At 70.4% G+C, this 25206-nt stretch carries 24 protein-coding genes and 2 pseudogenes; 14 read left to right on the top strand and 12 right to left on the bottom strand.

Annotated elements, in window-relative coordinates; all coding sequences use genetic code 11:
• Positions 1-178: 178 nt before the first annotated feature.
• Positions 179-856 (bottom strand): annotated as a pseudogene (locus ACFVX6_RS33530) (hypothetical protein); the annotation flags it as partial.
• Between the two features lie 298 nt (positions 857-1154).
• Between ACFVX6_RS33530 and ACFVX6_RS33525 the strand changes: the two are divergent.
• The 6 genes from ACFVX6_RS33525 to ACFVX6_RS33500 all read left to right on the top strand — a co-directional run bounded on the left by ACFVX6_RS33525 (position 1155) and on the right by ACFVX6_RS33500 (position 6747).
• Positions 1155-1577, top strand: a complete 423-nt coding sequence (locus tag ACFVX6_RS33525) for a DUF1003 domain-containing protein (protein WP_389697911.1) — start codon at positions 1155-1157, stop codon at positions 1575-1577.
• A 150-nt stretch (positions 1578-1727) separates the two neighbouring features.
• On the top strand, positions 1728-2408 hold the full coding sequence (locus ACFVX6_RS33520; RefSeq protein ID WP_389697909.1) for a helix-turn-helix domain-containing protein: 681 nt from the start codon (positions 1728-1730) through the stop codon (positions 2406-2408).
• Positions 2405-3160, top strand: a complete 756-nt coding sequence (locus ACFVX6_RS33515; protein WP_389697907.1) for an HAD-IA family hydrolase — start codon at positions 2405-2407, stop codon at positions 3158-3160. The genes ACFVX6_RS33520 and ACFVX6_RS33515 overlap by 4 nt, the downstream gene beginning before the upstream one ends.
• The gene (locus ACFVX6_RS33510) at positions 3157-5556 is read left to right on the top strand and encodes a glycoside hydrolase family 65 protein (RefSeq protein ID WP_389697905.1); all 2400 of its coding nucleotides are present in this window, start codon (positions 3157-3159) and stop codon (positions 5554-5556) included. The genes ACFVX6_RS33515 and ACFVX6_RS33510 overlap by 4 nt, the downstream gene beginning before the upstream one ends.
• 168 nt (positions 5557-5724) lie before the next feature.
• Positions 5725-6240: a flavodoxin domain-containing protein gene (locus ACFVX6_RS33505; RefSeq protein WP_389697903.1), complete on the top strand. Its 516-nt coding sequence runs from the start codon at positions 5725-5727 to the stop codon at positions 6238-6240.
• A 315-nt stretch (positions 6241-6555) separates the two neighbouring features.
• Entirely contained in the window at positions 6556-6747 is a 192-nt protein-coding gene (locus ACFVX6_RS33500) for a cation transporting ATPase C-terminal domain-containing protein (RefSeq protein WP_389697901.1), read from the top strand.
• Between the two features lie 101 nt (positions 6748-6848).
• Here ACFVX6_RS33500 and ACFVX6_RS33495 read toward each other — a convergent pair whose 3' ends face one another.
• Positions 6849-7607 carry a DeoR/GlpR family DNA-binding transcription regulator gene (locus tag ACFVX6_RS33495; RefSeq protein ID WP_389697899.1) on the bottom strand — a complete coding sequence of 253 codons (759 nt, stop codon included), beginning with the start codon at positions 7605-7607 and terminating at the stop codon, positions 6849-6851.
• 67 nt (positions 7608-7674) lie between these two features.
• Here ACFVX6_RS33495 and ACFVX6_RS33490 point away from each other — a divergent pair, with 67 nt between their 5' ends.
• Both ACFVX6_RS33490 and ACFVX6_RS33485 read left to right on the top strand, forming a co-directional pair.
• Complete coding sequence (locus ACFVX6_RS33490) at positions 7675-8043, top strand: DUF4406 domain-containing protein (protein WP_389697929.1); 369 nt, start codon at positions 7675-7677, stop codon at positions 8041-8043.
• A complete protein-coding gene (locus tag ACFVX6_RS33485) occupies positions 8040-8747 on the top strand; it encodes an NUDIX domain-containing protein (protein ID WP_389697897.1) in 708 nt (235 codons plus the stop codon). Before ACFVX6_RS33490 ends, ACFVX6_RS33485 begins: the two co-directional genes overlap by 4 nt.
• A gap of 71 nt (positions 8748-8818) precedes the next feature.
• On the opposite strand, the gene ACFVX6_RS33480 is transcribed toward ACFVX6_RS33485, so the two are convergent.
• The 4 genes from ACFVX6_RS33480 to ACFVX6_RS33465 form a co-directional block, all read right to left on the bottom strand.
• Positions 8819-9700, bottom strand: coding sequence for a universal stress protein (locus tag ACFVX6_RS33480; RefSeq protein ID WP_389697896.1), 882 nt, complete (start codon positions 9698-9700; stop codon positions 8819-8821).
• Positions 9701-9799: 99 nt separating this feature from the next.
• A complete protein-coding gene (locus tag ACFVX6_RS33475; protein ID WP_389697894.1) occupies positions 9800-10042 on the bottom strand; it encodes a hypothetical protein in 243 nt (80 codons plus the stop codon).
• 83 nt (positions 10043-10125) lie between these two features.
• Positions 10126-10998: a universal stress protein gene (locus tag ACFVX6_RS33470; protein ID WP_389697892.1), complete on the bottom strand. Its 873-nt coding sequence runs from the start codon at positions 10996-10998 to the stop codon at positions 10126-10128.
• A gap of 38 nt (positions 10999-11036) precedes the next feature.
• Positions 11037-11660 carry a CBS domain-containing protein gene (locus ACFVX6_RS33465; RefSeq protein WP_389697890.1) on the bottom strand — a complete coding sequence of 208 codons (624 nt, stop codon included), beginning with the start codon at positions 11658-11660 and terminating at the stop codon, positions 11037-11039.
• Positions 11661-11945: 285 nt separating this feature from the next.
• Between ACFVX6_RS33465 and ACFVX6_RS33460 the strand changes: the two genes are divergently transcribed.
• From ACFVX6_RS33460 to ACFVX6_RS33450, 3 genes are read left to right on the top strand one after another with little or no spacing between them, the layout of a single operon-like run.
• On the top strand, positions 11946-12848 hold the full coding sequence (locus ACFVX6_RS33460) for a universal stress protein (RefSeq protein WP_389697888.1): 903 nt from the start codon (positions 11946-11948) through the stop codon (positions 12846-12848).
• Positions 12848-13714, top strand: a complete 867-nt coding sequence (locus ACFVX6_RS33455; RefSeq protein WP_389697886.1) for a universal stress protein — start codon at positions 12848-12850, stop codon at positions 13712-13714. The genes ACFVX6_RS33460 and ACFVX6_RS33455 overlap by 1 nt, the downstream gene beginning before the upstream one ends.
• The gene (locus ACFVX6_RS33450) at positions 13714-16854 is read left to right on the top strand and encodes a cation-translocating P-type ATPase (RefSeq protein ID WP_389697884.1); all 3141 of its coding nucleotides are present in this window, start codon (positions 13714-13716) and stop codon (positions 16852-16854) included. Before ACFVX6_RS33455 ends, ACFVX6_RS33450 begins: the two co-directional genes overlap by 1 nt.
• On the opposite strand, the gene ACFVX6_RS33445 is transcribed toward ACFVX6_RS33450, so the two are convergent.
• The 3 genes from ACFVX6_RS33445 to ACFVX6_RS33435 all read right to left on the bottom strand — a co-directional run bounded on the left by ACFVX6_RS33445 (position 16785) and on the right by ACFVX6_RS33435 (position 19158).
• Positions 16785-17603 (bottom strand): hypothetical protein, encoded by an 819-nt coding sequence (locus ACFVX6_RS33445; protein WP_389697882.1) that lies wholly within the window; start codon positions 17601-17603, stop codon positions 16785-16787. The two genes, ACFVX6_RS33450 and ACFVX6_RS33445, sit on opposite strands and share 70 nt — an antisense overlap.
• Positions 17600-18133 (bottom strand): SigE family RNA polymerase sigma factor, encoded by a 534-nt coding sequence (locus ACFVX6_RS33440; protein WP_389697881.1) that lies wholly within the window; start codon positions 18131-18133, stop codon positions 17600-17602. The genes ACFVX6_RS33445 and ACFVX6_RS33440 overlap by 4 nt, the downstream gene beginning before the upstream one ends.
• Before the next feature lie 125 nt (positions 18134-18258).
• Positions 18259-19158 carry an expansin EXLX1 family cellulose-binding protein gene (locus ACFVX6_RS33435; RefSeq protein ID WP_389697879.1) on the bottom strand — a complete coding sequence of 300 codons (900 nt, stop codon included), beginning with the start codon at positions 19156-19158 and terminating at the stop codon, positions 18259-18261.
• 198 nt (positions 19159-19356) lie between these two features.
• On the opposite strand from ACFVX6_RS33435, the gene ACFVX6_RS33430 reads away from it, so the two are divergent.
• Positions 19357-19713 carry a hypothetical protein gene (locus tag ACFVX6_RS33430; protein ID WP_389697877.1) on the top strand — a complete coding sequence of 119 codons (357 nt, stop codon included), beginning with the start codon at positions 19357-19359 and terminating at the stop codon, positions 19711-19713.
• A gap of 69 nt (positions 19714-19782) precedes the next feature.
• On the opposite strand, the gene mmsB is transcribed toward ACFVX6_RS33430, so the two are convergent.
• From mmsB to chvE, 3 genes are all read right to left on the bottom strand, one after another.
• Positions 19783-21018 carry a multiple monosaccharide ABC transporter permease gene (mmsB, locus tag ACFVX6_RS33425; protein WP_389697875.1) on the bottom strand — a complete coding sequence of 412 codons (1236 nt, stop codon included), beginning with the start codon at positions 21016-21018 and terminating at the stop codon, positions 19783-19785.
• Positions 21019-21021: 3 nt separating this feature from the next.
• Positions 21022-22569 (bottom strand): multiple monosaccharide ABC transporter ATP-binding protein, encoded by a 1548-nt coding sequence (mmsA, locus tag ACFVX6_RS33420; RefSeq protein ID WP_389697873.1) that lies wholly within the window; start codon positions 22567-22569, stop codon positions 21022-21024.
• Positions 22570-22671: 102 nt separating this feature from the next.
• Positions 22672-23766, bottom strand: coding sequence for a multiple monosaccharide ABC transporter substrate-binding protein (chvE, locus tag ACFVX6_RS33415; RefSeq protein ID WP_389697871.1), 1095 nt, complete (start codon positions 23764-23766; stop codon positions 22672-22674).
• A 673-nt stretch (positions 23767-24439) separates the two neighbouring features.
• On the opposite strand from chvE, the pseudogene ACFVX6_RS33410 reads away from it, so the two are divergent.
• Positions 24440-24571, top strand: a pseudogene (locus ACFVX6_RS33410) (IS110 family transposase); the annotation flags it as partial.
• A gap of 144 nt (positions 24572-24715) precedes the next feature.
• Positions 24716-25183 carry a transposase gene (locus ACFVX6_RS33405; protein ID WP_389697927.1) on the top strand — a complete coding sequence of 156 codons (468 nt, stop codon included), beginning with the start codon at positions 24716-24718 and terminating at the stop codon, positions 25181-25183.
• Positions 25184-25206: the final 23 nt, after the last annotated feature.

Raw genomic sequence — 25206 nt, 5'->3', positions numbered from 1 at the left:
AGGGCCAGGACCAGTCGGCGACCTCCGGGAGATCTAAGTCTGTCCGGATCGGGCTGAGGAATTGAATTCTCCATTTCATGTCCCGGGCCGGACGGTGGGCGCCTCATCGTGAGGGATCGCCCCCCTGGGCGGCGCCCTGCACCCATCCGGCGGCCCGGGCCTCTGCGGCCACGGCGTCCTGGTACAGGTCGTCGAGGTGGTTGCTCGCGGTCTCGTCCGGCCCGACCACCCGGAAGTCCCGCCGCCCCGCCGTGGCCCCCATGACCTGCGCGAGGTAGCGGCCCAAGACCCGGGTCGGCTCGTGCAGGGTGCTTCCCGTCCAGCCCTTGGGGGTCCGCAGGACGATCATCGGCCAGCGTGCGCGCGCGCCGCCCGGGTCGGTGCCTGCGGCCCGCGCTTCCCGCTGGATGGCGTGGATGCGGTCGAGGGCCTGGCCCATGGCTCCGGCCATGGCCGGATGGACGAGGGCGGGGTCGTGGCCGGAGACGTAGAGGGGGTCGTGCCCGTAGCCGCGCAGCAGCGCGTCGAGCTCCTGCTCCGGGATCCGCGACAGATAGATCTCGCTGTACGTGCCCTCCAGCCAGGAGTTGGCGAGGACGGCCGCCCCGCCGTGGCCGGGTCCCCAGACGCACAGGGCCTCCAGGGAACGCTCCTCGATCACCCGGTTCAGGTGGGTGTGGACGAGGTTCAGGCCGGGGGCGGTGCCCCAGTGACCGAGCAGCCGCGGCTTGATGTGCTCAGCCCGCAGCGGCTCGGCGAGCAGCGGATTGTCCAAAAGGTAGATCTGGCCGGCGGCCAGATAGTTCGCGGCGCGCCAGTGCGCGTCCAGCTCCGCGATCCGGTACGTGGTCGTCATGAGTGCTCCTTCGAACCACAGGCCGGGGCATGCGCCGGTCGAGCCGGTGCGTGAACCCTGCTCCCGCGGGCCGGGGCCGGGGCCGGGGGCGGGAAGGGCAGGACCGGCCCCTGGATGGGGCCGGTCGGCCCCTTCTGCGCCCTCGGCCGGGCGTGGAGTGTGGGCGGTCGGATCGTTGGCGGGTCACGTCGCTCCCGGAGGACAACAGGCCCTGGTGGTACGCCGAGATCGATGGCTGGTTTGAGACGATGCGGGGCGTAGGACCGCGTCAGGGTGCTCGTCCCGAGGAGGCAGGCAGATGGAGGGAACCGAGGCCGGGGCGCGGCATCATCCGGTCGTCGTTGCACACCGTACGAACCGGGCAGCCGATGTCCAGCTGCGGGTCGCCGACGCGATCACGAAGTTCGCCGGCTCCATGCCGTTCGTCTATCTCCACGCGATCGGCTTCGCTCTCTGGATGCTGTTCGTGGAGGCCAATCCCTGGCCGATGCTGACGCTCGTCGTCTCTCTGGAGGCGATCTTCCTGTCGACGTTCGTGATGATCGGCCAGAACCGGCAGGCGGCGTTCCAGCAGGCGAAGGCCGACCACGATTTCGTCGAGCAGGAGCTGGAGCTCAAGACCAATACGGAACTGACCCGTGCCATCCATGCGATGACCACGGAACTCCACCGCCGGCTGGTTCCCGAAGCGGACAGCGATGGCGGGCCTCCCGCGCCGTGAACCCGAGGAGAGGGTCGCATGGGCCCGACCGGCCCCGGTAGGGGACCGTCCGGCCCTGTGCGTGGACCGGTGGCGGGTACAGCCTGAGGTTGACGCCCAGTGCGTCGCCGAGTTCCTGTACCTGCTACGAACCGCAAGGGTGTGACGATCATGGGAGAGACCACGGCAGATGCGTCCCCGGTCAAGGTTCCCGCTGCCCGGGGTGACCTCGGACGACGCGTGACCGCCCGCCGTGAAGAGCTGGGAATCACGCGTGAGGAACTCGGGGAGCGCTGCGGGGCCGCTGCGTCGTACATCGCCTACGTGGAGGAGCGGGCGGCGGCGCCCAGCATGGGCATGCTCGTGGGTCTCGCGGAAGGGCTGGGGACCACCGTTGCCGAGCTGACCGGGAGAACGACCGATAGTCCCCCCGGTATGGGGACCGCGATGCGAGGTTCCGAGTCGACGGTGTTGAGCGAGACCGAGTGCCTGCGCCTGCTCTCCACCCACGGCATCGGCAGGGTCGGGTTCTCCGACATGGAAGGACTTGCCGTCTTTCCCGTCAACTATGTCGTTGTGGGAAACGAGATCGCGTTCCGCACGGCGGCCGACTCGCGGCTCGCCGAGGCATCAGGGACCGAGGTCGCCTTCGAGGTGGACCACATCGACGATGCGATGCGCAAAGGCTGGAGCATCATGGCCGTCGGCGAGGTGTCCGGCGTCACGGACGGGGAGCGGGTCAGCCACCTGTACTCCGTCGCCCGCTCGCTCCCCTGGGCCGGCGGACCCCGTACGCACTGGATGTCCGTGACCCCCACCCGGATCACCGGCCGCCGTGTGGGATCCGGGTGAGCGCCCCGCATGCCGTCGTGTTCGACACCGACGGAGTACTGCTCGACTCGGCACGGCTGCACGCCGCGGCCTGGAAGACCGCCTTCGACAGTTGTCTGGACGCCTGGGCCTCGTCCGGGCAGGGGAGGCAGCCGCCCTTCGACGCGGACCGTGAATACCGCCAGTGGGTCGACGGCAAACCCCGGCTGGAGGGGGCGAACTCCTTCCTGGACTCCCGTGGCATCGAGTTGCCGACCGGCAGCCCCGGCAGCGCACCGGGCGACGACACGGTCTGGGCGGTCGCCGCGCGCAAGGAGAAGGCGTTCGTACGCACGCTGCGGTCCGGGGCCGTCGACGCCTTCACCGACGTCGCCCCGACGCTCGCCCGGCTGCGGGCGCACGGCGTGTGCTGCGCCGCCGTATCGGCATCCCGGCATGCCCGGCCGCTTCTCGGATCAGCTTCCCTCCTGGACCACTTCGACGCGGTGGTGGACGGCACGGACGCCGCCGAACTGGGACTGGCGGGCAAGCCGGACCCCGCCCTGTTCCTCGAAGCGGCCGTGCGGCTCGGGGTGGACCCCGCCCGCTGCGCGGTGGTGGAAGACGCCCTCGCGGGTGTCGAAGCAGGTCGGCGCGGTCACTTCGGCCTCGTGATCGGCCTCGACCGGACGATGACCCCCGCCACTGCGCGGGGACTACGGGAACGCGGGGCGGACCTGGTCGCCGCCGAACTCCTCACCGTCGCCGACTACGTCTGCGGCGCAGGACCGTGACCGCCTCGTGGACATGGGAGTACGGCCACTACGACCCCGAGAAGGAGCGGCTCGTCGAAGCCCTGTGCACACTGGGCAACGGCAGGTTCGCCACGCGCGGTGCGGCCCCCGAGAACCCGGCGGGACCCGTGCACTATCCCGCCACCTACGCAGCCGGCTGCTACAACCGGCTCACCTCGCACGTGGCCGGGCAGCAGGTCGACAACGAGGACATGGTCAACCTGCCCAACTGGACGCTGCTGCGGTACCGCTGCATCGCCGACGACGGACTCCCGGGCGACTGGCTGACTCCCGACGACCCGGGGATGCTTCACTACAAGGTGGTGCTCGACCTGCGCCGGGGGACGCTCACACGGCACATGCTCTTCCAGGACGACCGCGGCGGCCGCCTCGGCGTCACCCACGTCCGCATCGTGCACATGGGGGACCCCTACCTCGCGGCCCAGCGGACCACCTTCCACGCGTACGGCTGGAGCGGCTTGGTCGAAGTGGAATCAGCGCTCGACGGAGACGTGGCCAACGCGGGAGTGGAACGCTACAGGGGGCTCGACGGCCATCACCTCACCGACCACCGGACGGGCTTCGCACCGCACGGCGTCGCATGGATCGCCTGCCGCACTTCCTCCTCCCGCACCGAAATGGCCCTCGCCGTCAGGACGACCACCCGACCCGGCGCCCCCACGAAGACGAGCCACGCTGCGGCAGGGACGGTGCAGACGTTCAGACTGCCCGTGGCACCCGGGCGCTCCGCGACTGTGGTGAAGACCGCAGCCCTGTACACCTCCCTCGACAGGCCCGGCGGAGAGCTCCTGTCACGCGCGATCGCACACGCCTCGCGGGCCCCCGGGTTCCCGGACCTGCTCACTGCGCAGCACTCGGCCTGGGAACGACTCTGGGAGCAGGGCGAGTTGACGGTCTCGGGGGAGACGGGCCGGATCCTGCGCCTTCATGCCTTCCACGTGCTGCAGACGCTCTCCCCGCACACCGCAGAGCTGGACGTCGGCGTCCCCGCACGGGGGCTGCACGGTGAGGCCTACCGGGGCCATGTCTTCTGGGACGAACTCTTCGTCCTGCCCTACATCACCCTGCACTTCCCCGAAGTGGCGCGGGCCCTGCTCATGTACCGCCACCGACGTCTCCCGGCCGCACGTGATGCTGCCCGGCTGGCAGGGCAGAGCGGGGCGATGTTCCCCTGGCAGAGCGGAAGTTCGGGACAGGAGGAGAGCCAGGCCCTGCACCTCAACCCCCGCTCGGGCCGCTGGTTGCCCGACCACTCGCACCTCCAACGCCACGTCGGCTCCGCCATAGCCCTGAACGTCTGCCGGTACGGGCGAGCCACGGGGGACACCGCCTTCCTGCACGGCCCCGGCGCCGAACTGCTCCTGGAGGTCGCCCGCTTCTGGGCCGGAGCCGCTGCCTACGACTCCGAACGGAAGCGATACCGCATCCGCGGCGTGCTGGGCCCGGACGAGTACCACGACGCCTATCCGGACGCCACGGAACCCGGAATCGACGACAACGCCTACACCAACGTGATGGCGGCCTGGGTGATCCAGCAGGGGCTCGAACTGCTCGACGTGCTGCCCCCCGCCCGCCGAATGGAGCTGACCGAACGGCTCGCCCTGGACCGCGGCGCGCTGGAACGCTGGGAAGACGTGTCCCGCCGCCTGTACGTCCCGTTCCACCGGGGCGTCATCAGCCAGTTCGAGGGCTACGGAGACCTGGCCGAGCTGGCTTGGGCGGCCTACCGCGCCCGGTACGGAGACGTCCGCCGGCTCGACCGGATCCTGGAAGCCGAAGGGGATACCGTCAACCGCTACCAGGCGTCGAAACAGGCCGATGTGATCATGCTCGGCCACCTCTTCCGGCCCGCCGAGCTGTACGGCCTCTTCGCCCGGCTTGGATACCGGCTCGACGACGCGGTATGGCGGGAGACCGTCGCGTACTACCTGCCGCGCACGAGCCACGGATCGACGCTCAGCAGCCTCGTCCACGGCTGGGTGCTGGCCCGCCAGAAGGACCCGGACGCCTGGAAGTACTGCGAGGAGGCACTCCTCGCAGATGTGACGGACATTCAGGGCGGGGCCACCGACGAGGGAATCCACCTGGGCGCCATGGCCGGCACCCTGGACCTCGCGGAGCGCGGTGTCACGGGGCTGGAGACCGGCCCCGAAGGCCTGTACGTCGATCCCGTCCCCCTGGGGGAGATGGAGCCCGTCTCCTTCACGCTCTGCCATCGGGGACACCGCGGTGTCCGCGTGCGACTGCTTTCCGGCAGGTTCGGCATCACCGTCCCGGCATCCTGCCAAGGTCCCCTGGCCCTCATGCTGCCCGGGGAACAGGCCGTCGTGGTGACGGCCGGAGACGAGCACTGGTTCCGGCTTCCCGGGGACTAGGCCGTCTCTCGGAGATCCCCGTCGTGGCCGGACCGGCCCGAGAGGGCCGAACGGCCCCTACCCGGCCCCCGGTGGCCCCTACGGGCCGCGCGTCCCCGAGTGGACAGTGGAGGAAGTGCCAAGACGTATCGCGTACGGGCTCGCAGGAACGACCGAAGGAGGAAGCGCATGAGTGCGAAACAGGTTCTGGTCGCCTACGGAAGCAAGCGCGGTGCAACCGCCGGGATCGCGGAGCAGATCGGAACGGCGTTGCGCGAGGACGGCATCGACGTGTGGGTGGTCCCGGCCGGCGATGTCACGGACGTCCGCGGTTACGACGGGGTGGTGCTGGGCGGCTCCCTGTACGCCGGGCGGTGGAACGGCCGCGCCCGGCGCTGCGCGAAGCGCAACGCCCGATACCTGAAGCACCGTCCCGTCTGGCTGTTCAGCAGCGGACCGGTGGACTCCTCCGCCGAACGCAACGACATCCCGCCGGTACGGGCGGTCGCCCGGCAGATGCGGCAGCTCGGCGCCCGCGACCACATCACCTTCGGCGGCAGCCTCACGGAGGGCACGCCCGGCCTGCTCGCCCGCGCCCTCGTACGCCAGGGCAAGAGCGGAGACTTCCGCAACCCCGAGCGCATCCAGGCCTGGGCCCACCACATCGGCGCCGAACTCACCGCTGCCGCCTCACCCGCCCAATGAGGAGACTCCCGGTGCCGGAGACCCGACATGCGTCACGGAACACCGCCCAATCCACTGCGGCGGACGGCTGACCGCACGCGCACCCGGTGGCTCGTCGCCTTCGCCGTGTCGACTCTCGTGGCCGCTTTCTGCGGAGTGGCCGTCGGGCTGGCCGTATGGAACGTCGACAGCCGAACCCACTGCACCACGCCTACGTCACCGCTACGACCGCCACCTTCGCCGGCATCGTCACCTGCCAGGTCGGCAGGGCGGTGGCCGCCCGCACCGACCACGTGTCACTGCGCGCCATCCGGCTTCTTCACCAACCCGCTGCTCTTGGCCGGCATCGCCTTCGAACTCGTCTTCACGGCAGCCCTGGTCTACGTGCCGCCCCTGCAAGGCCTCTTCGGTACCGCGGCCCTGCCCCTCGACGTGGTCGCCCTCATCGCGGTCTTCCCCGTCCTGGTCTGGGGCACCGACGGACTGCGCCGCTTCAGGCGGCGCACCCGCAAGCCTGTGCACACTTGAGACGAGAGCAATGGCCAATTCCCTTGGATGGCTGGGTGGTCGGGGCGGGACAGTGCCTTGGATCACCTCTTGGCCGGTCGGCGGGCGTTCGGTCCGTGAGGTCAGCCGGCTGCCAGGATTTTCACGCCGAGCGCGGTGAGTTGCTCGATGAGCGCCTCGTGCGGGTCGGCGTCGGTGATCAGCCCGCTGACCTCCTCCCAGGGCAGGACGCGGTATCGCGAGGCTGTGCCGATCTTCTCGGAGGAGGCGAGGATGTAGGTTTCGGCCGCTCGTGAGGCCAGGGCGCGCTTCATCGCGGCCTCCTCGGCGTCGCCGGTGGTCAGTCCCGCCGCGGGATGCACGCCGGTGACGCCGAGCAGGCACAGGTCGGCGGAGACGTTCTGTGCGGCCTCGACCGCAGCGGCACCGCAGGCGACCGCGGAGTGCTTGAAGATCCGGCCGCCGAGCAGGAAGAGCTCCGCCCGCGCATGATCGAGCAGGGCCGCGGCAATGGTCGGGCTGTGGGTGATCACGGTGCAGGCCAGGTCCTGCGGTAGCGCGTGGGCGACGGCGAGGGCGGTGGTGCCGCCGTCGAGGATCAGCGCGCTGCCCGGCCGCACCAGCCCGGCGGCCACCGAAGCGACCTTCCGCTTGCCGTCCGGGGCCACGGTCTGCCGGGCGGAGTAGTCCACGGTGGCCGGCGAAGCGGGAAGCGCCCCGCCGTAGACCCGCTGGCACAATCCCTCGGCCGCGAGATCGCGCAGGCCGCGCCGCACGCTGTCCTCGGAGATCCCCAACTCGGCGGCGACTTCCTTGGCGACGACCTTGCCCTCGCGGGCGAGCAGATCCAGCAGATGGTCACGCCGTTCAGCAGCCAGCATCCGTATTCTCTCCTGTTCTTGCACGTTTCTGCATGTATCGTAGCGCCCCATGTCCGACAACAAGCCCATGCTCATTCTGATCGCCGGGCCCTACCGCTCCGGCACGGGCGGCGATCCGCAGGCCATGGCCGCCAACCTCGCCCGCCTCGAAGCGGCCGCCTGGCCCGTCTTCGCCGCCGGCCACCTCCCCGTCATCGGGGAATGGGTCGCCCTCCCCGTCCTGCGCTCAGCCGGGGCGGGCCCCACCGACGCCCTCGCCGACCAGGTGCTGTACCCGGCTGCCGAGCGCCTCCTCGCACACTGCGATGCCGTGCTGCGTCTGCCGGGCGAATCCACCGGAGCCGACCAAGACGTCGCCACCGCCCGCCGCCGCGGCCTGCCCGTCTACCTCGACCTCACAGAGATTCCGCCCCGTACCCCGCAGGAGACCGCGTGAGCCCCCGCCCCGGTATCGACACTCCCGACCACCGCGGCCGCACCGGCCTCGACCGCGCCGGCCGCGACCTGGACCGCAACCCCGAGGTAGTGGTCCGCGACGTCGAGCTCACCTCCCAGGGCTGGCACGTACTGCGCCGCACCACCTTCGACTACCGCCGCCACGACGGACGCTGGATCACCCAGCAGCACGAGACCTACGACCGCGGCAACGGCGCGGTCGTCCTGCCCTACGACGCCGAACGCCACTGCGTCCTGCTCACCCGCCAGTTCCGCTACCCGGCCTACGTCAACGACCACCCCGACGGCATGCTCATCGAAGCCGCTGCGGGCCTGCTCGACGCGGACGACCCGGCCACCGCCGTCCGACGCGAGAGCGCCGAGGAACTCGGCGTCACGCTCGGTCCGCTCACCCACGTCCTCGACGCGTACATGAGCCCCGGCTCCGTCACCGAGCGCCTCCACTTCTTCGCCGCCCCTTACACCCCCGGCGACCGGACCGGGGCCGGCGGTGGACTCGCGGAAGACGGCGAAGACATCGAGGTCCTCGAACTGCCCTTCGGAGAAGCCTTCGCCATGACGCGCGACGGACGCATCACCGACGGCAAGACCATCCTGCTCCTGCAATGGGCAGCCCTTGACGGCCCTTTCGCCACCACGGTGCGCAGGGGCAACGGTCAAGAGCATGGCTCGGTTGATGCGTAATCAGGCAGTGACGAGCTCCTGACGCTCGACGAGAGCATTGCTCTGATGCCAGCAGGGGAAGTTCGGTGCCTTCACTCGTGGGCGATGACGGCGACCGGCGCGGCGGCGTGGTGCAGGACCGCGTGTGCGATCCCGCCGATGTGGGTGCCGTAGGCGGAGCGCCGGATGCGCCTGCCGACCACGACCAGCGCGGCACCCTTGGAGGCGTCCACGAGCTGGATCGCGGACTGGCCGATGAACACCTCGGGGGTGACGGTCACCGAGGGGTACTTCTCGCACCAGGGGCGGATCATCTCGTCCACGGCCGTGGCGATCCCACGACCGATCTCCTCCTGAACGTCGAGATCGAGACCGTAGCTGTAGCCGGAGCCGACGACGGGCGGCGGTGCCCAGGCGTGGAGGACCCGCAGGGCGCACCCGCGGCGTGCCGCCTCGTCGAAGGCGAAGGAGAGCAGCGCGTCACAGGGGCGCCCGATGTCCACTCCTGTCACGATCGGGCCGTCGGTACCGCGCCCCTCGGCGCGCGTTGCCTCATCGTGCGGTGCCCGGACGAGAACGACCGGCTGATCGGTTGCGGCAATGGTCCCGGCGCTGATGGACCCGAGGATGAATCCGGCGATGCCGCCGAGCCCTCGGGAACCCAGCACCAGCATGTCCGAAGAGGCGGCCGCGTGGGCCAGGGCCGTGGCCGGGATCCCCGACAGTCGGCGGGCGGTGATCTCCAGCTCCGGGTACAGCCCCTTGATCTCCTCGGCGGCCTCGCGCAGCAGGGCCTGCGCCCACTCGCGCTGGACTTCGGTGGTCGCGACGGCGAGAGGGGGCCGCTCCAGCCACTCCTCCACGTGGACCAGGGCCAGGGGCACCCCCCGGAGGTCTGCTTCGTGCGCGGCCCATCGGGCCGCCGCGACGCTTTCGCGCGAGCCGTCGAGGCCGGCGGTCACAAGGTTGGCCATGGTGCCCATCTCCCTTAGTTGACGTGTGAGTTCCAGACTCCGCCCCGGCCACCGCTACCAAGAGGGGACCGAGGGGACCGTTGTGGAGCCGACCGGCCCTTACCGGGTGACGTCCGGGATGCCCGGCGGCTCTGCACCGCCCAGGTCGAGTCGGAAGGGCGGGTACTCGTCCGTCATGAGTGCGGCGTAGGCGATGACGCGCAGCACCCAGCGGTTGAGGCCGACGACCAGGTCGAACAGCACGATGTAGTGCGGGACCGCCAGGATCCATTTGACCAGCCAACGCCAGCGGGAGAGTCGGGGGTCCAGCTCCGCTGTCACCTTGGTGCTCAGGTCCTTCACGGGTCCTCCTCGGAGAGCGGGCGTGCAGGTCCCCGGCAGGCCCGCCGGGCATGGTGCGGTACCGGTGCGGCTTTGGGGGGTGGTCAGTCGTGGGCGAGTACGGCGACCGGTGCGGCCGTGTGGTGGAGGACGGCGTGGGCGATCGGGCCGAGGTGCGTGCCCATGGGCGAGCGGCGGATGCGGCGCCCGATGACGACGAGGTCCGCGCCCGTGGTGGCCTGGACCAGCTCCCGTCCCGCCGATCCGATGAAGGTCTTCTCCTCGAGCCGCACGTCCGGGAACTTCAGTCGCCAAGGCATGAGCATGTCGTCGAGCATCTGGGCGACGGTGCGGTCGACTTCGCGTGCGACCGAGGGATTGAGGACGGGCGAGTAGCCGGACGCGGGAGGGAGCTTCCAGCCGTGCACCGCCCGCAACGCGCAGTCGCGGCGCGAGGCTTCCTCGAAGGCGAAGGCCAGGACCCTGTCGCAGGCCTGGTGGATGTCGACGCCCACGACGATCTCGCCGTAGGGGGTGCGGGCCGCGTTCTCCCCGCCGTCCTCCTCCGCCCGTACGAGGACGACGGGTGTCTCGGTGGCGGTGAGGGTGGACAGGCTCACGGAGCCGACGACGAAGCCCACAACGCTGCCCAGCCCGCGGGAGCCGAGGACCAGCAGGCCGGCGTTCTCGGCCTCCGCCGCCAGAGCCGTGGAAGGCCTTCCCGACAGGCGACGCGTGGAGATCTCCAGGCGGGGGTACGCCTGCTTCAGCTCGTCGGTGGCGGAGGCCAGGACCTCGTCGGCCCAGCGGTCGCGCGTCCCGGGATCCAGCTCGGGTATCAGCGTGCCGGAGGACCAGTCCTCGGCGTGGACGATCCGCAGGGGGGCCTGGCGGAGCGTGGCCTCGCGGGCTGCCCAGCGGGCTGCGGCCAGGCTCTGGGGGGTGCCGTCGACGCCGACGGTTACGTGGTGGTTCATGACGGTGGCCTCCTCAGGCTGCGCGGAGTGTTCCGCGGTCACCAGGTGATGGGTTGCGCTCCGCGCTCCGGTGGGATCAGACGGGAGTCGTCCATGCGGGAGGTGAGCTCGTCCATCACGGCGACGACACCGTCCAGTCGTGCGGTCAGGCGCAGGGCGAGGGGGATCTGGCTCTGCCGTTCCAGCCGGCCCGCGAGGGTCACGACACCATCCAGGACATGGATGTCCACCGCCCCGGTGGGCGCCCCGACGCTGTCCGACAGCACGTCCTCGCTCACGTGCCGCCGTATCTCGGCATCGGGGCGGAGGAAGACGCGCAGGAGGTCACGCCGGGTGACGATGCCGGCGAGGCGTTCTTCCTCGTCGGTGACCGGAAGGCGTTGCAGGCCCAGGCGCGTCATGAGCTGCCCGGCCTCCGAGACGCTCTCCTGCGCGCGGATGGTGACAGCGGGAGCCGACATGATGTCCGCGGCCGTCAGGGCCTTGCGGGCGAGCAGGGCGCTCTCGGAGACGACGCCGACCACCCGGTCGTCCTCGTCCACGACGGGCAGTCCGGTGATGTCGTGGTCGGCGAGGAGCTTGGCGATCTCCCGGAACGTCGTCGAACGGTCCACCGAGACGACATCTGCCGTCATCACCTCACCGACCTGGGTGTGCTTCACGACCGGACCTCCTGTACGTCGTCATGCAGGGGCGCAAAGGGCTGGTGTGCACCACCCGTACCAGCCACGATCCGCCCCGCCGGCATCCGTATCGAGGGCCGAACGGTCCTGTACGGGGGCCGACCGGGTCAGTCCACGGGGGCGTACGCCGATTCCGGGAGGCGGGGAGGGGTGCCGGGGAGGGACCAGTCGGCCCTTGCCCTGGCCCCTATGGCCCTCGCCGACCACGCGCCCGCGATGCCAGCGTGGGAGGGCAAGCACGATGGCCCTCGATCAGGAGAAACCATGGAAGGCATCACTGCCGGTCCGGAACTCGGGACGGTCATCGTCGGTGTCGACGGGTCGGACCCCGCACGCGGGGCAGTCCTGTGGGCCGCGGCCGAGGTCGCACGGCGGGGGAGCACCCTGCACATCGTCCACGCCGCCGATACGGACAGCAGAGCCGTCTACGCATCGGTGGAAACCCTTGAAGGGGTCCGAGCAGCGGGCCGCGAACTACTCGACGACACCGCGGCGGCCGTAGTGGCACTCCATCCCGATCTGCCCGTCACCACGGAGTTCAGCCGCAGCGCACCCGTACCCAGCCTCCACCGGGCCGCCGGCGCCCACGGCACGATCGTCGTCGGCAACCGCGGTCTCGGCGGGTTCACCTCGCTGATGCTCGGCTCCGTCGGACTCAAGGCCGCCGCGAGTGCCACCACCCCCTTGGCCGTGGTGCGGGGTACGGACCCGCGTGTCGAGACGGGCAGCGTGCTGGCCGGTGTCCACGACGAACACGACCTCGACTGCGCCCGGTACGCGGCGCGCGAAGCCGGGCTGCGCAAGGCGTCGCTGCGGCTGCTGCACGTATGGAACCTGCTGCACTCCGTCGGCAACGTCGTGAGCATGCTCGACGACGTCGAGGAGATCAGCGGCCGGCACGCGGAGCGCCTGACGGCCGTGGCCGCCCTGATCCGAGAGGAGTTCCCGGATCTGACCGTGCACGCCGACCTGGAGAAGAGCTTCTCGGTGGCCGGTGTACTGGCCGAGGCCTCGCAGGACGCGGACCTGCTGGTCGTCGGCGGGCGACGCTCGCCGGGCTACATCGGCCGCACGCTCGGGCACGTGGCCCACAGCCTCCTGCACCATGCGCGGTGCCCCGTGCTGCTCATCCCGCGGCACGCCAACGACCAGGGGAACGAGTCGTGATGGAGAACATGACAGGCCGTGAGATCGTCGTCGGCATCGACCCGGTCAGGGACTGGCACATGGCCTTGGCCTGGGCCGCCGACGAGGCGCACCGCCGGGCGCTCGGCCTGGGGCTCGCACTGGTGGTGCCACCGCAGCACAACACCCAGCACGCCGACGGGAGCACGCACCGCATCGACCTGCGCCGGACCGGAGCGGAAACCCTCGAAGCGGCCGCAGTGTGGACGCGCTCGCGTCACCCGGATCTCGAACTGTCCACCCACCTGCTCGACGGGCTTCCGGCACCCGTTCTCGGCCGGCTTTCCCTGAAGGCTCCCGTGCTGGTGCTCGGCTCGCGACACCTCAGCCGCACCGAGGAGTTCCTCAGTGCAGGTTCGCTGGTGGTGCCCGTCGTCGCGCAGGCGCACTGTCCGGTCGTGGTCGTCGGCGATGCCGAGCACGTCAGTCAACTGTCGCCGTACATGGTCGTCGCGGTCGACGGCAGCGATTCGTCGAAGGCGGCGCTGGCCGTGGCCTTCGAGGAAGCGGGCGTACGCGGATGCATGCTGCGGGCCATCTCGGTGTGGCACCAGCCCCTGCTCTCCTTCCAGGACCGCAACGACGGTATCCAGGCGCAGCGCCGCATGCTGTCCGAGACCGTCGCCGGCTGGTCGGAGAAGTACCCGGACGTCGCGCTCACCCACGAAGTGCTCGCAGGCCACCCGGTCGAGGAGCTCGCGAAGGCGGCCGAACACGCCCTGGCCCTGGTCCTGGGCCGCCGCGGAAACGGGGGCTACACCGGCATGCGCCTCGGCTCCGTCGTCCACGGCCTGCTGCACCGGGCACACTGTCCGGTCATCACGGTCCCCCTCGCGCAAGGGACCTGATGTCCGCGCCCGCGGCCAGCCAAGCACCCGCCACCCCACGGAAACCTCACGGGCTCACCGAACGCGAGGCCGGGCGCCGCCTCGTCGAGCACGGCCGCAACGAAATCGCCGCCCAGCCGGCCACACCCCTCTACGCGCGGGTCCTGGCGCAGCTCCGAGACCCCCTGGTCATGGTCCTGATCGGCGCGGTCCTGCTCACGATCGCCATCGGCGACCACGCCGACTCCGTCGTCATCGGCCTGGTGATCCTCTTCAACACCACCGTCGGCGTGACCCAGGAGATCCGCGCCGACAACGCGGTGGCCGCCCTCTCGGCCATGTCGGCCCCGGCAGCACGCGTACTGAGGGAGGGCACACCGCGCGAAGTCCCGGCCACCGACGTCGTACCCGGTGACGTGCTCCTCCTCGGAGAGGGCGACATCGTCGCCGCCGACGCCGAACTCACCGAGGCATCGGCCCTCCTCGTCGACGAGTCCATGCTCACCGGCGAGTCCGTCGCGGTGGACAAGGATCCGGGTACGACGCTGAGCGCCGGAACGGTCGTCGTACGGGGGAGAGGCGTGGCCACGGTGGCGGCGACCGGCGCGGCCAGCGCACTAGGCCGTATCGCCGCCCTCCTCGAAGGCGGGCGGGAGCCGACCCCGCTGCAGCACCGCCTCGCCTCCCTTGGACGGATCCTGGCGGTCGCCACACTCGGACTCTGCCTGGTCGTCTTCGCGCTCGGCCTCCTGCAAGGCCTGCCCGTCGGGATCATGGCGGTGACCGCCATCAGCCTGGCGGTCGCCGCGGTACCGGAATCGCTGCCGGCGGTCGTCACCCTCGCTCTCGCCCTCGGCGCCCGCCGGATGGCCACGCGGCACGCGCTCGTACGCCGCCTTCCCGCCGTGGAGACGCTCGGCTCCGTCTCGGTCCTCGCCACGGATAAGACCGGCACCCTCACGGAAGGCCGCATGGTGGTCCAGCAGGTCTGGATGCCCCATGCCACGGCCGACCTCTCCGGCGTCGGCTACGAGCCGGTAGGGGACGTCCTGATCGCCGGCCGACGCCCGACGGCGGCGGAAATGGATCCGCTACGCGAACTGCTGACCACGGCGGCGCTCTGCAACGACGCCTCGATCCGACCGCCGACGGGACCCGCCCCGCCCGACGACCGCTGGACCCCCATGGGCGATCCCACCGAAGCGGCCCTCCTGACGGCTGCGGCCAAAGCGGGCTGCGCCGATCAGGCCGACCTCCACGAAAGCCACCCGCGCGCTGACGAAGCCCCCTTCGACAGCCTGCGCAAACGCATGACCACCCTGCACACCACGCCCGAGGACCGGGTGCTCGTGTGCCTGAAGGGCGCGCCCGAAGCGATCCTCGACCCCGCCGTCCTCGCCGACCCCACGGACCTGCTCCACACAGCGGAACAGCAAGCCGCGCTGCTGGCTGCCCGCGGCTTCCGCGTCCTCGCCATCGCCTCAGGAACACGGGACGAGGTCCCCCACCACCCCGCCGACGCCGAGACCGGCCTCCACCTGCTCGGCCTGGTCGCCATCAGTGACCCGCCCAAAACGGAGGCCGCGGCCACCATCGCCGCCTGCCGGGCCGCGGGCATCACCCCCATCCTCATCACCGGCGACCACCCCGCCACCGCGCGCGCCGTGGCAACCGAGGTCGGCCTGCTGTCCGCCGACAGCTCGCACGAGAACGTGGTCACGGGTGCGGACCTCGCCGCGGGCCGGGTCGCGGACCTCACCACCGTCCGCGTGTTCGCCCGTACGAGTCCGCAGCAGAAGCTGGACATCGTGGAAGCCTGGCGCTCCCACGGCGCCGTCACCGCAATGACCGGCGACGGCGTCAACGACGGACCCGCCCTGCGCCAAGCCGACATCGGCGTCGCCATGGGCGCGCGCGGCACGGAGGTCGCTCGGCAGGCGGCCGACCTCGTGCTCACCAACGACGAACTGTCGACGGTCGTCGCGGCGGTCGAGGAAGGCCGTCGCGTCTACGACAACATCCGGCGCTTCCTCGTGTACGGCCTGGCCGGTGGAACGGCCGAGATCCTCGTCATGCTCGCCGGCCCCCTCATCGGCCTCCCCCTGCCCCTGCGAGCCGGACAGATCCTCTGGATCAACCTCCTCACCCACGGCCTCACCGGTGTCGCCATGGGCGCCGAACCCGTCTCACCGGGCGCCATGAACAGACCTCCCCGCCCGCCCGGACAGCACATCCTCGGCGCCGGCGCCTGGCAGCGACTCCTCCTGCTCGCCACCGTCGTCACCACCTCCTGCCTCGCAGCCGCCCTCACCGCACGCGCCTGGGGCCTGCCCTGGCAGAGCGTGCTCTTCCTCGCCCTGCTCGCCGGCCAGCTCGGAGTGGTACTGGGCCTGCGAGCCCGCCTGCTGACCAAGGAGAACCTCTTCCTCCCCCTGGCGGTCCTCGCCTCCGCACTCCTCGCGGCAGCCGCGCTCTACCTCCCCGCACTCCGCTCGATCCTGGAAACCGAACCGCTCAACCTGACCGGCATCGGACTGGCGGCGGCCACAGCCCTGACCGGCTTCCTCGCGGCCCGCTTCGTACGAACGGCGTTCCACGCGCAGCCAGGACGACGCCGCCCCCCCGCGGCTGAAGCGAATCGCTCGGGCTGGGGGTGTCCTGGCCGTGATCCTCGCCGCCATAACCATCCCGGCCCGTGCCCTGACCCTGCGTGCGCCCTGGCCTGGCGCAGCGTCGTCCGCTACCCGCCCTCAACAGGACCCCAGTTGGGCGAAGTCGACCTGTCCGCCTCCTGGTCGCTGCCTTCATCCTCTCCAGCTTCGCCATGTACGCGTCGTCGTGGGCCTCATCCCACTCCTCGCTTCTGTGTTGACGGATGCGCCCTCTGCGACCCGCGCCGCCAGGGACGACGACCAGCACCAGTTCGGCGGGATCGCCGTCAATGTCATCAGCGGCGACCCCGACGTGTACGGGCGGGTCTACCTGGACGCCTACGGCCGTGGCGTGTACGGCGACCCGTCCTGATGCTCCAGGCCCGTGGGCGGGCGGCGGTCCGTGCCGTCCACCCACGGGTTGGCGAAGCGGCACGGCCTCATCGTGCCGGGGTGAAGCCGCCCCAGACCGAGAGGGCGCCGCGGGGACCGCCGGCGTCGACGCGGTAGCCGTCGTGCTCTACCTTGCGTGCGCCGGCGGCGTGGTTGTACTGGCCGGCGAAGACGTGCTGTCCGGCCGGTACCGTGCGGCCCGGCTTGAGGATCCAGCGGTAGACCACTGCTCCGCCCTCGTTCTGCACGGTGACGGTGAAATCCTCGGCGGGCAGTGTCCGCCAGCTGCCGGTGCTCTGCACTGCGCCGGTCTGCGTGATGCGCAGTTCCACGGTGAGTGCGGTAAGCGGTTGGGTGGACTTGAGGGTGATGTTGCTCTGCGCCCAGAAGCTGTTGTTGTTCGTCGCCAAGGAGCCGGCCGACGACAGGGGCCCGTCCTGGACGTGCGCGGTGCCTGGCTGGGCCGAGCCCGTGGCGCCTGACGCCGAGGGGCTGGGGCCCGTCGGGGACGAACGGTCCGGCGTGGTCGGGCGGCCGGTAGCGGGCGCCGACGGTGTCGACGGTGTCGGCCGGGGAGTCCAGGAGGGCGCGGAGGGCGCGGAGGGCGCGGCGGGGGTTCCCGAGACATCCGGCCGAACCGGCGGGGACTTGACGATGGCGGCGACGGCGAAGCCGCCGACCGCCAGAGTGCCGGCCGCGGCCAGGGAAGCGAGCGCGATCCTGGGCCAGGGCCTCGCGCCCGAAGACTCGCGGTGGCGGACGGCGGCGCCGGACATGCCGCGTTCCACGCGTGCCAGGATCCGGGCACGGTCGGGCTGGTGGGCCTCGGCGGCCGCGCGCAGCCGCCCGGTGAGTTCCTCGTTCAACGGCTCCTCCTCCCCGCCAACAGTTCCCCGGCTGCTCCTGTGCTGCCCAGCATCCGTTCCAGCTCGGCCATCCCCTTCGAGGTCTGGCTCTTCACCGTACCGACCGATATTCCGAGCGCCAGAGCGGTGTCCTTCTCCGACAGGTCGAAGGCATGCCGCAGGACCACGCACGACCGCTTGCGGAACGGCAACCGGGCGAGAGCGGTCCGCACGTCCACCACGGCGGCCACGTCCGGACCGTGCAACGGCTCCGCACCGCGTGACCAGAACAGGGCGATCCGGCGGCGCTCGCGCACCGTGCTGCGGATCCGTGACCGTGCCAGGTTGGCGACCACGCCACGGGCATAGGCGAGTGGGTACTCGGCCCGGCGCAGCCGGTCCCAGCGCTGCCACAGTGCGATCAGGGCGTCCGCGGCCAGATCGTCGGCGCCGTCCGCCTCGCCCGTAAGGAGACGGGCGAACCGGGCGAGTTCGGCGTAGTGGCGTTCGAAGAAGTCGTGGAACTCCGCGGACGCGTCATCGAAGACCATGTCCGCTGCCCGTCCCCTTCGCAAATGTGTGCGCTAACATCCGGGCGGCAGCGTACCAGCGCCCGGTTTGACCAGGGCGCGCCGATGCGGCGTACCCGGCTCCGCCACCCCGCCGCGGTGAGGATTCAGTGCGCGGCGAACTGGACCCGGGTCGGTTGTGCGACGTTCGGCAGCAGCGTGGTCCCGTCGACCGTCAACTGCTCTCCGTAGATGTCGGTGATCCTTGTCGCGCCGCCGCACCCACCGCCGTCGGCGGAGAGGAAGTAGTTGTAGTCGGTACGGGGCAGTCTCCGCCAGCCCTTGCTGGTGCGTACCTCCAGCCGTGCGACCGGATTCCGGTGGTCGATCACCTGGATGCCGCACCAGTGGGCGCTGGACCCGGTCTTGTACCGGAGGGAGAGGGTGTCGGACGTGCGGGGGCTCACTAGGCTCCAGGTGATCGGGATACGGCCGACCTTGAGCTCGGCCAGTTTCGCGAAGGCCTGTTGGCTGAGGTCCAGTTGTCCGGGCGCGCAGGGCAGCGGGCATTCGTTGGTGATCCGGACCGTGATCGAAGCGCCGTTCGCGGCGCGTACGCGCACGTACGCGCCGCACGCCCTGGACGACTCGTAGTCGGTGGTGTTCATCGCCGCGATCATGAGGTCGTCGGTCGGGCCGAACAGGCAGGCGCCGTTGCCGTCGGCGGCGGCGTAGGCGGTGGCTACGCCCCTGTAGGTGGTATTCGGCTGGATGCGTCCTGCCGACGGTGCCGGGGCGGATGCCGCCGGTGGGGTTTCCTTCGCCGAAGGCGGTGGCGTCGCCGCGGCGGCCGTGCTCGGGGTTGCCGCGGCCTGCGAGCCGACCGCCGGGGGTGCTGGGCTCGTCGGGGCCGAGGACGTGGCTCCCGTTTGGGCGGCGGCGGGGGCGGCCACGTCGGCCGCAGCGTCGGCGTCGGCGTCGGCCCCGGCCATGGGGCCGGGGAGCATGGCTGTTGCCAGACAGAAGAGGACGCCCGCGGCGGTCAGTGTCACTGCCGTCCCCAGCATCAGCCTGTGTCTACGCCTGCGCTGCCGCGCGGCCTGCCGTGCAGTCTGCATGTCCGTCCGTTTCGAAGATTCGAGTCGAGGTGCACTGCCTGGTCGCCGCAGGACGCGAAAAGGTTGCCGACGGTGGGAAGCAGGCGCGCGGCGGGTCCTTCGGGGCGGCCGGACACAGGTGTCCAACCGCCCCGCGGAGGCACAGGCATGACGACCGGAGCGATCCTCCCCGAGCGGGCGCAAGGCACCGCGCCGGTGCTGCGGCAGCAGGTGCTGGTCCCCTACTCGGCCATCTCGGCGCTGGACTCCCATGTCGTGGGCTGGTCGCCGTACGACGGCACGGGCCGCACCTCGCCCACCACGGGCGACAGCGACGAGCCGCCGTACGAGTCGGGGGTGGCCGCACTCCGGGCGCGCCGGCGGGTGATTCAGGCCGCTCAGCTGATCCCGCCGCACCCGGGTCACGAGTACGACGTCTCCTTCCTCAAGCACGAGTTCTTCGAGCGGATCGTCGACGCGCGAGCGGAGCCGCGGGAGCGGAGCCGCGGGAGGCGCTCCCGGTAGGCGAGGCACTCCCTCCTCGTGCGGGCGGCGGCACGGAGGAGGGGCAGGGCAGGGCAGGGCAGGGCCGGGTCAGGCTCCGGCCTTGCGCTTGTTGTAGACGTCGAAGCCGACGGCCGCCAGCAGTACCAGGCCCTTGATCACCTGCTGGTAGTCGGTACCCACGCCGACCAGCGACATGCCGTTGTTCAGTACGCCCAGCACCAGACCGCCCGTGAGCGCGCCGATGACGGTTCCCACACCGCCGCTCGCGGAGGCGCCGCCGATGAAGGCGGCGGCGATCGCCTCCAGCTCGAAGTTGATGCCGGCCTGCGGCGTACCCGCGTTGAGTCGCGCGGCGAAGACCATCCCGGCCAGGGCCGCGAGGACGCCCATGTTCACGAAGGCCAGGAAGACGACCCGCTTGCTCTTCACCCCGGACAGCCTCGCCGCCGCCTCGTTTCCGCCGATGGCGTAGGTGTGGCGGCCGAGGATCGAGTTGCGCATCACGTATCCGAAGCCGACCAGCAGGACGCCGAGGATCAGCAGAACGATCGGCACCCCGTGGTAGCTGGCCAGCAGCAGCGTGAAGGCCACCACGGCCACGGTGATCGCGCCGAGCTTCACCAGGAACAGCCCGGCCGGGAGCGGTTCCAGCCCGTACGAGGCGGCCCGCCGCCGTCCGCGTACCTCCTGCAGGATCGCGACGGCCAGCACCACGAGGCCCAGCAGCAGGGTGAGGTTGTGGTAGTTGGTGTGGGGGCCGACCGCGGGGAGGAAGCCGCTGCTGATGTTCTGGAAGCCCTTGGGGAACGGCGCCACCGACTGGCCCTGCAGGAGGATCTGGGTCCCACCGCGGAACAGCAGCATGCCGGCCAGCGTGACGATGAACGAGGGGATCCCGAGATAGGCGATCCAGAAGCCCTGCCAGGCTCCGGCGAGAGCCCCGATCAGTAGCGCGGCCACCAGCGCCACGGGCCACGGCGCGTGGTGTTTGACCATCATCACCGCGGCGGCCGCCCCGACGAAGGCGGCGAGCGACCCGACCGACAGGTCGATGTGCCCGGCGATGATGACGATCATCATGCCGATGGCCAGGATGAGGATGTAGCCGTTCTGCTGGATCAGGTTGGTGATGTTGAGCGGCTGGAGCAGGATGCCGTCCGTCCAGAACTGGAACAGCAGCACGATCAGCGCCAGCGCGAGCAGCATCCCGTACTGGCGCAGGTTGCCGCGCAGCGCTCGGGCCAGTACGGCACCGGCTGACGGTCGTTGGCCGCGCAGCGGTGTGCGGGGCGTGGTGTCCGGGGTGGTCTTGGTCTGGGCCATGCCTCACACCTGCTTGTCGGGGTATGCCGCGCTCGTGGTCATGAGCCGCATGAGGGATTCCTGGGTGGCTTCCGCGCGGTTGGCCTCACCGGTGATCCGGCCTTCGGCCATGGTGTAGATCCGGTCGCACAGGCCCAGGAGTTCGGGGAGTTCGGAGGAGATGACGAGCACCGTCTTGCCCTGGTCGGCGAGTTCGGCGATGACGGCGTAGATCTCCGCCTTGGCACCGATGTCGATGCCCCGGGTGGGTTCGTCGAGTATCAGCACGTCCGGCTCGGCGAAGATCCATTTGCTGAGGACGACCTTCTGCTGGTTGCCGCCGCTGAGTTTGCCGGTCTCCGCGAACACCGAGGGGGCCTTGATGTTCATGGTCCGCCGGAACGATTCGGCGATCCGTGCCTCCTCGTGCCGGTCGACCCAGCCCCGCCGGGCGACCTTGCCGAGGGCGCTCAGCGAGATGTTCCGGCTGATGTCGTCGCCCAGGTTGAGGCCGAGCTGCTTGCGGTCCTCGGTCACGTACGCGATGCCGTGCCCGATCGCCTCCGGCACCGTCCGGGTGCGGATCTCCCGGCCGTCCAGCCGCACCCGGCCGCCGGTCCACCGCCCGTACGATCGACCGAAGACGCTCATGGCCAGTTCGGTGCGGCCGGCGCCCATGAGGCCGGCGATGCCGACGATCTCGCCTCGACGGACGTGGAGCGAGACGCCGTCGACCACCTTGCGCCGGTGGTCGATCGGGTGCTGGACGCTCCAGTCCTCGATCTCGAAGGCGACCTCGCCGATCTCGGGGGCGCGCTCGGGGTAGCGGTGTTCCAGGTCCCGGCCGACCATGCCGCGGATGATCCGCTCCTCGGAGATGCCCTCGGGGCCGATCGCGATGGTCTCGATGGTCCGTCCGTCGCGCAGGATGGTGACGGCATCGGCGACCCGGGCGATCTCGTTCAATTTGTGCGAGATGAGGACGCAGGAGATGCCCTGTGCCTTGAGTTCGAGGATCAGGTCGAGCAGCTTGCGGCTGTCCTCGTCGTTCAGGGCGGCCGTCGGCTCGTCCAGGATGAGCAGCTTCACCTTCTTGGCGAGCGCCTTGGCGATCTCGACCAACTGCTGTTTGCCCACGCCGAGATCGGCGATCCTGGTGTGCGGGCTCTCGTCGAGTCCGACCTGCCGGATCAGTGCGGCGGCGTGGGTCAGCGTCTTGTGCCAGCTGATGACGCCCCGGGTGGCGTGCTCGTTGCCGAGGAAGATGTTCTCGGCGATGGACAGGTAGGGCACCAGTGCGAGTTCCTGGTGGATGATCACGATGCCGCGCTGCTCGCTGGCCCGGATGTCCCGGAACCGGCAGGGCTCGCCCTCGAAGTAGATCTCGCCCTGGTAGCCGCCGTGGGGGTGGACCCCGCTGAGCACCTTCATCAGCGTGGACTTGCCGGCGCCGTTCTCGCCGCAGACGGCGTGCACCTCACCTGCGGCGACGGTCAGGTTGACCTCGGAGAGGGCCTTGACACCGGGAAAGGTCTTGCTGATCGACCGCATCTCGAGAACGGGTCGGGCCATGGTTGTGCATCCGTATCGTCGGGGCGGTGCGGCGCCGGGTGGTCCCGCGGGCGTCGCACCGCCGTTTCTTCGTCGCCGGACCCGTCGGTCGGGCTCCGTGGGCTACTTGAGCTGGTCCGCGGTGTACTGGCCGCTGTCCACCAGAACCTTCTGGTAGTTCTCCTTGTCGACGCTGACCGGCTGGAGCAGCTGCGCCGGTACGGTCTTGACGCCGTTGTTGTACTGGCCGGTGTCGTTGACCTCGGGCTTGCCGCCCGTCAGTAGCGCGTCGCCCATCTGGACTGCTGCCTTGGCCAGTTGGCGGGTGTCCTTGTAGACGGTCTGAGTCTGCTCGCCCGAGATGATCGACTTCACCGAGGCCAACTCGCCGTCCTGGCCCGTGACGACGGGAATGGGCTGGCCGGCGCCGTAGCCGACGCCCTTGAGCGAGGAGATGATGCCGATCGAGATGCCGTCGTACGGCGAGAGCACGGCGTCGACGCGTGCGGCGGTGTACGACTTGCTCAGCAGGTTGTCCATCCGGGACTGGGCGAGGCCGCCGTCCCAGCGCAGTGTGGCGATCTGATTGAAGGAGGTCTGGCCGCTCTGCACGACCAGCTTCTTGTCGTCGATGTACGGCTTCAGGACGCTCATCGCACCGTTGAAGAAGAAGGTGGCGTTGTTGTCGTCCGGTGAGCCGGCGAACAGCTCGATGTTGAACGGGCCCTTGCCGTCCTTGAGGCCGAGCTTCTCGACGATGTAACTGCCCTGGAGGACGCCGACCTTGTGGTTGTCGAAGGTCGCGTAGTAGTCGACGTTCTCGGTGCCGCGGATCAGCCGGTCGTAGGAGATGACGGGGACGTGGGCGTCGGCGGCCTTCTGCAGCACGTTGGTGAGCGAGGAACCGTCGATGGCGGCGATCACCAGCAGCTTGGCGCCCTTTGTGATCATGTTCTCCACCTGGGAGACCTGGTTCTCCACGACGTTGTCGCCGTACTGGAGATCGGTCTTGTAACCCTTGGCCTGGAACTCCTTGACCATGTTGTTGCCGTCATTGATCCAGCGCTCCGACGACTTGGTCGGCATCGCGATGCCGACGAGGCCGCCTTTGGCCTCCCCGCCACCCCCGCCCTCGCCTGCTCCGTTGGCGCTCTGGCCGCAGGCTGCCAGCGACAGTGTCAGGCCCAGGGTGACAAGGCCGGCTGAAAGCTTCCGCACAGTTCCTCCAGTGATGTTCCGCGACCGGCAAGGTGCGACCCGGTTGGGAGAAGCCGGAAGCGGTCGAGCGGGGCCGGCCGGGAGTCGTTTCCTCGCACTGTGTGAAGTCCGGGTTCGCGGCGGCTCCGGCCTGGCGATACCTGAGTGTTAACGCTCACAAGTGGTCCGTCAAGGGTCTGTTCGGATCGCTGTCGGGGCATACGTCCGGTGTGCGGGAGCGGATGCGCGCGGAAATTCCGGGGGCTGGACCACCGGCCGCCCGACCCCGCTGCCCGTGTTCTGGTCACCCGCAGCTTGCACACCCTCGGCGTGGTCGGCTTCGACTCGACCCCGCCGTTCGACCAGGGCCTGGAAGACGTCGACGTGATCGCGTACCGGATCTCCGCCGTCAGTGCGGCGGCCCGGCGCGCCAGTTCAGTGCCCCACGCCGCGGTCGGTTCCAGCAGCCGGCCGAGGGTCCCATGGCGTCGCGACTCGGTCGCTTGTAAAAGACGACGTCGGCTGCGGGAACAGTGTGACGACGAGCCGGCGGAGGGAATCGTGCCCGAGCTGTCCCGCCGCGTCATGAACGACGAGACAGAACTGCCCGGTCTCCTCCTCAACCACGGCCGGCCCCGTCTCATACCTCACAGGCCGGGCCGTCCACCAGGCGCCCACCACCTACCGGGGCGAGGACGAGACCGACGCCCGCGACGCCTTCATCATCGCGGGCCAAGCCCGCGTCCGCCGCGGCGTGAGCATGTTCCGGCCCGGCGACGACATTGCCCTCGACCTGCGGGTTCTCACTGCACGGCGTCTGGGCGTGGTCCACGACCGGAGCTGGCGGATCAACCGCCTGCGGGCCCAGCTCCTGGAGTTCTTCCCCGTACTGGAACGGGCCCTGGACCCAACGAAGAAGGGCCACCGCCATCTTGCTGACCGCCACCGGACCCCGGCTGCGATCCGCCGCATGGGTGTCAGGCGGCTGGAGGCATGGCTCCGTAACCGTAAGGTCGGCGGGGCGGCCGCGCTCGCAGCCCGGGCCGTGGAAGCTGCCCAGAACCAGATGAGCGCCCTGCGAGGCGAAGAGCTGGGCACCGAGCTCGTCGCCCGCTCGGTAGCCGCCCACGGCGACGGAGTGGCCGAACTCGACGGCCGAATCGAAACCCGGTTCCGCCGGCAACAGGACGCCGAGGTCATCCTCGCGATGCCCGGCATGGGACGCACTCTTGGAGCGGAGTTCGTCGCCGCGACCGGCGGTGAACTCACCGCCTTCGCCGGCCCCGACCGCCTGACCGCGTTTGCCCGCCTGGCACCCGTCCCCTGGGACTCCGGGACGGTCAGCGGGAACCTGCGCGGACGCCGCCACCACCGCGGCCTCCAGCGGGGCCTCTACCTCTCCGCGCAGGTCAGCGTATTCTTCTGCCCGGTCTCCTAGGGCCTGTCGTCAAACTCCCGTCG

This window comes from Streptomyces sp. NPDC058289 (genome assembly GCF_042880975.1).
In the GTDB taxonomy this organism is placed as follows: Bacteria; Actinomycetota; Actinomycetes; order Streptomycetales; family Streptomycetaceae; genus Streptomyces; species Streptomyces stoeckheimensis.
This window is presented reverse-complemented; position numbering and strand designations above follow the sequence as displayed.

Bases quoted from the DNA above. Each gene is read 5' to 3' on its own strand.
- ACFVX6_RS33525 (WP_389697911.1), top strand. From the start codon at position 1,155: ATGGAGGGAACCGAGGCCGGGGCGCGGCATCATCCGGTCGTCGTTGCA.
- ACFVX6_RS33520 (WP_389697909.1), top strand. From the start codon at position 1,728: ATGGGAGAGACCACGGCAGATGCGTCCCCGGTCAAGGTTCCCGCTGCC.
- ACFVX6_RS33505 (WP_389697903.1), top strand. From the start codon at position 5,725: ATGAGTGCGAAACAGGTTCTGGTCGCCTACGGAAGCAAGCGCGGTGCA.
- ACFVX6_RS33495 (WP_389697899.1), bottom strand. From the start codon at position 7,607: ATGCTGGCTGCTGAACGGCGTGACCATCTGCTGGATCTGCTCGCCCGC.
- ACFVX6_RS33490 (WP_389697929.1), top strand. From the start codon at position 7,675: ATGCTCATTCTGATCGCCGGGCCCTACCGCTCCGGCACGGGCGGCGAT.
- ACFVX6_RS33480 (WP_389697896.1), bottom strand. From the start codon at position 9,700: ATGGCCAACCTTGTGACCGCCGGCCTCGACGGCTCGCGCGAAAGCGTC.
- ACFVX6_RS33470 (WP_389697892.1), bottom strand. From the start codon at position 10,998: ATGAACCACCACGTAACCGTCGGCGTCGACGGCACCCCCCAGAGCCTG.
- ACFVX6_RS33460 (WP_389697888.1), top strand. From the start codon at position 11,946: ATGGAAGGCATCACTGCCGGTCCGGAACTCGGGACGGTCATCGTCGGT.
- ACFVX6_RS33455 (WP_389697886.1), top strand. From the start codon at position 12,848: ATGGAGAACATGACAGGCCGTGAGATCGTCGTCGGCATCGACCCGGTC.
- ACFVX6_RS33450 (WP_389697884.1), top strand. From the start codon at position 13,714: ATGTCCGCGCCCGCGGCCAGCCAAGCACCCGCCACCCCACGGAAACCT.
- ACFVX6_RS33440 (WP_389697881.1), bottom strand. From the start codon at position 18,133: ATGGTCTTCGATGACGCGTCCGCGGAGTTCCACGACTTCTTCGAACGC.
- ACFVX6_RS33435 (WP_389697879.1), bottom strand. From the start codon at position 19,158: ATGCTGGGGACGGCAGTGACACTGACCGCCGCGGGCGTCCTCTTCTGT.
- ACFVX6_RS33430 (WP_389697877.1), top strand. From the start codon at position 19,357: ATGACGACCGGAGCGATCCTCCCCGAGCGGGCGCAAGGCACCGCGCCG.
- mmsB (WP_389697875.1), bottom strand. From the start codon at position 21,018: ATGGCCCAGACCAAGACCACCCCGGACACCACGCCCCGCACACCGCTG.
- mmsA (WP_389697873.1), bottom strand. From the start codon at position 22,569: ATGGCCCGACCCGTTCTCGAGATGCGGTCGATCAGCAAGACCTTTCCC.
- ACFVX6_RS33405 (WP_389697927.1), top strand. From the start codon at position 24,716: ATGGGTGTCAGGCGGCTGGAGGCATGGCTCCGTAACCGTAAGGTCGGC.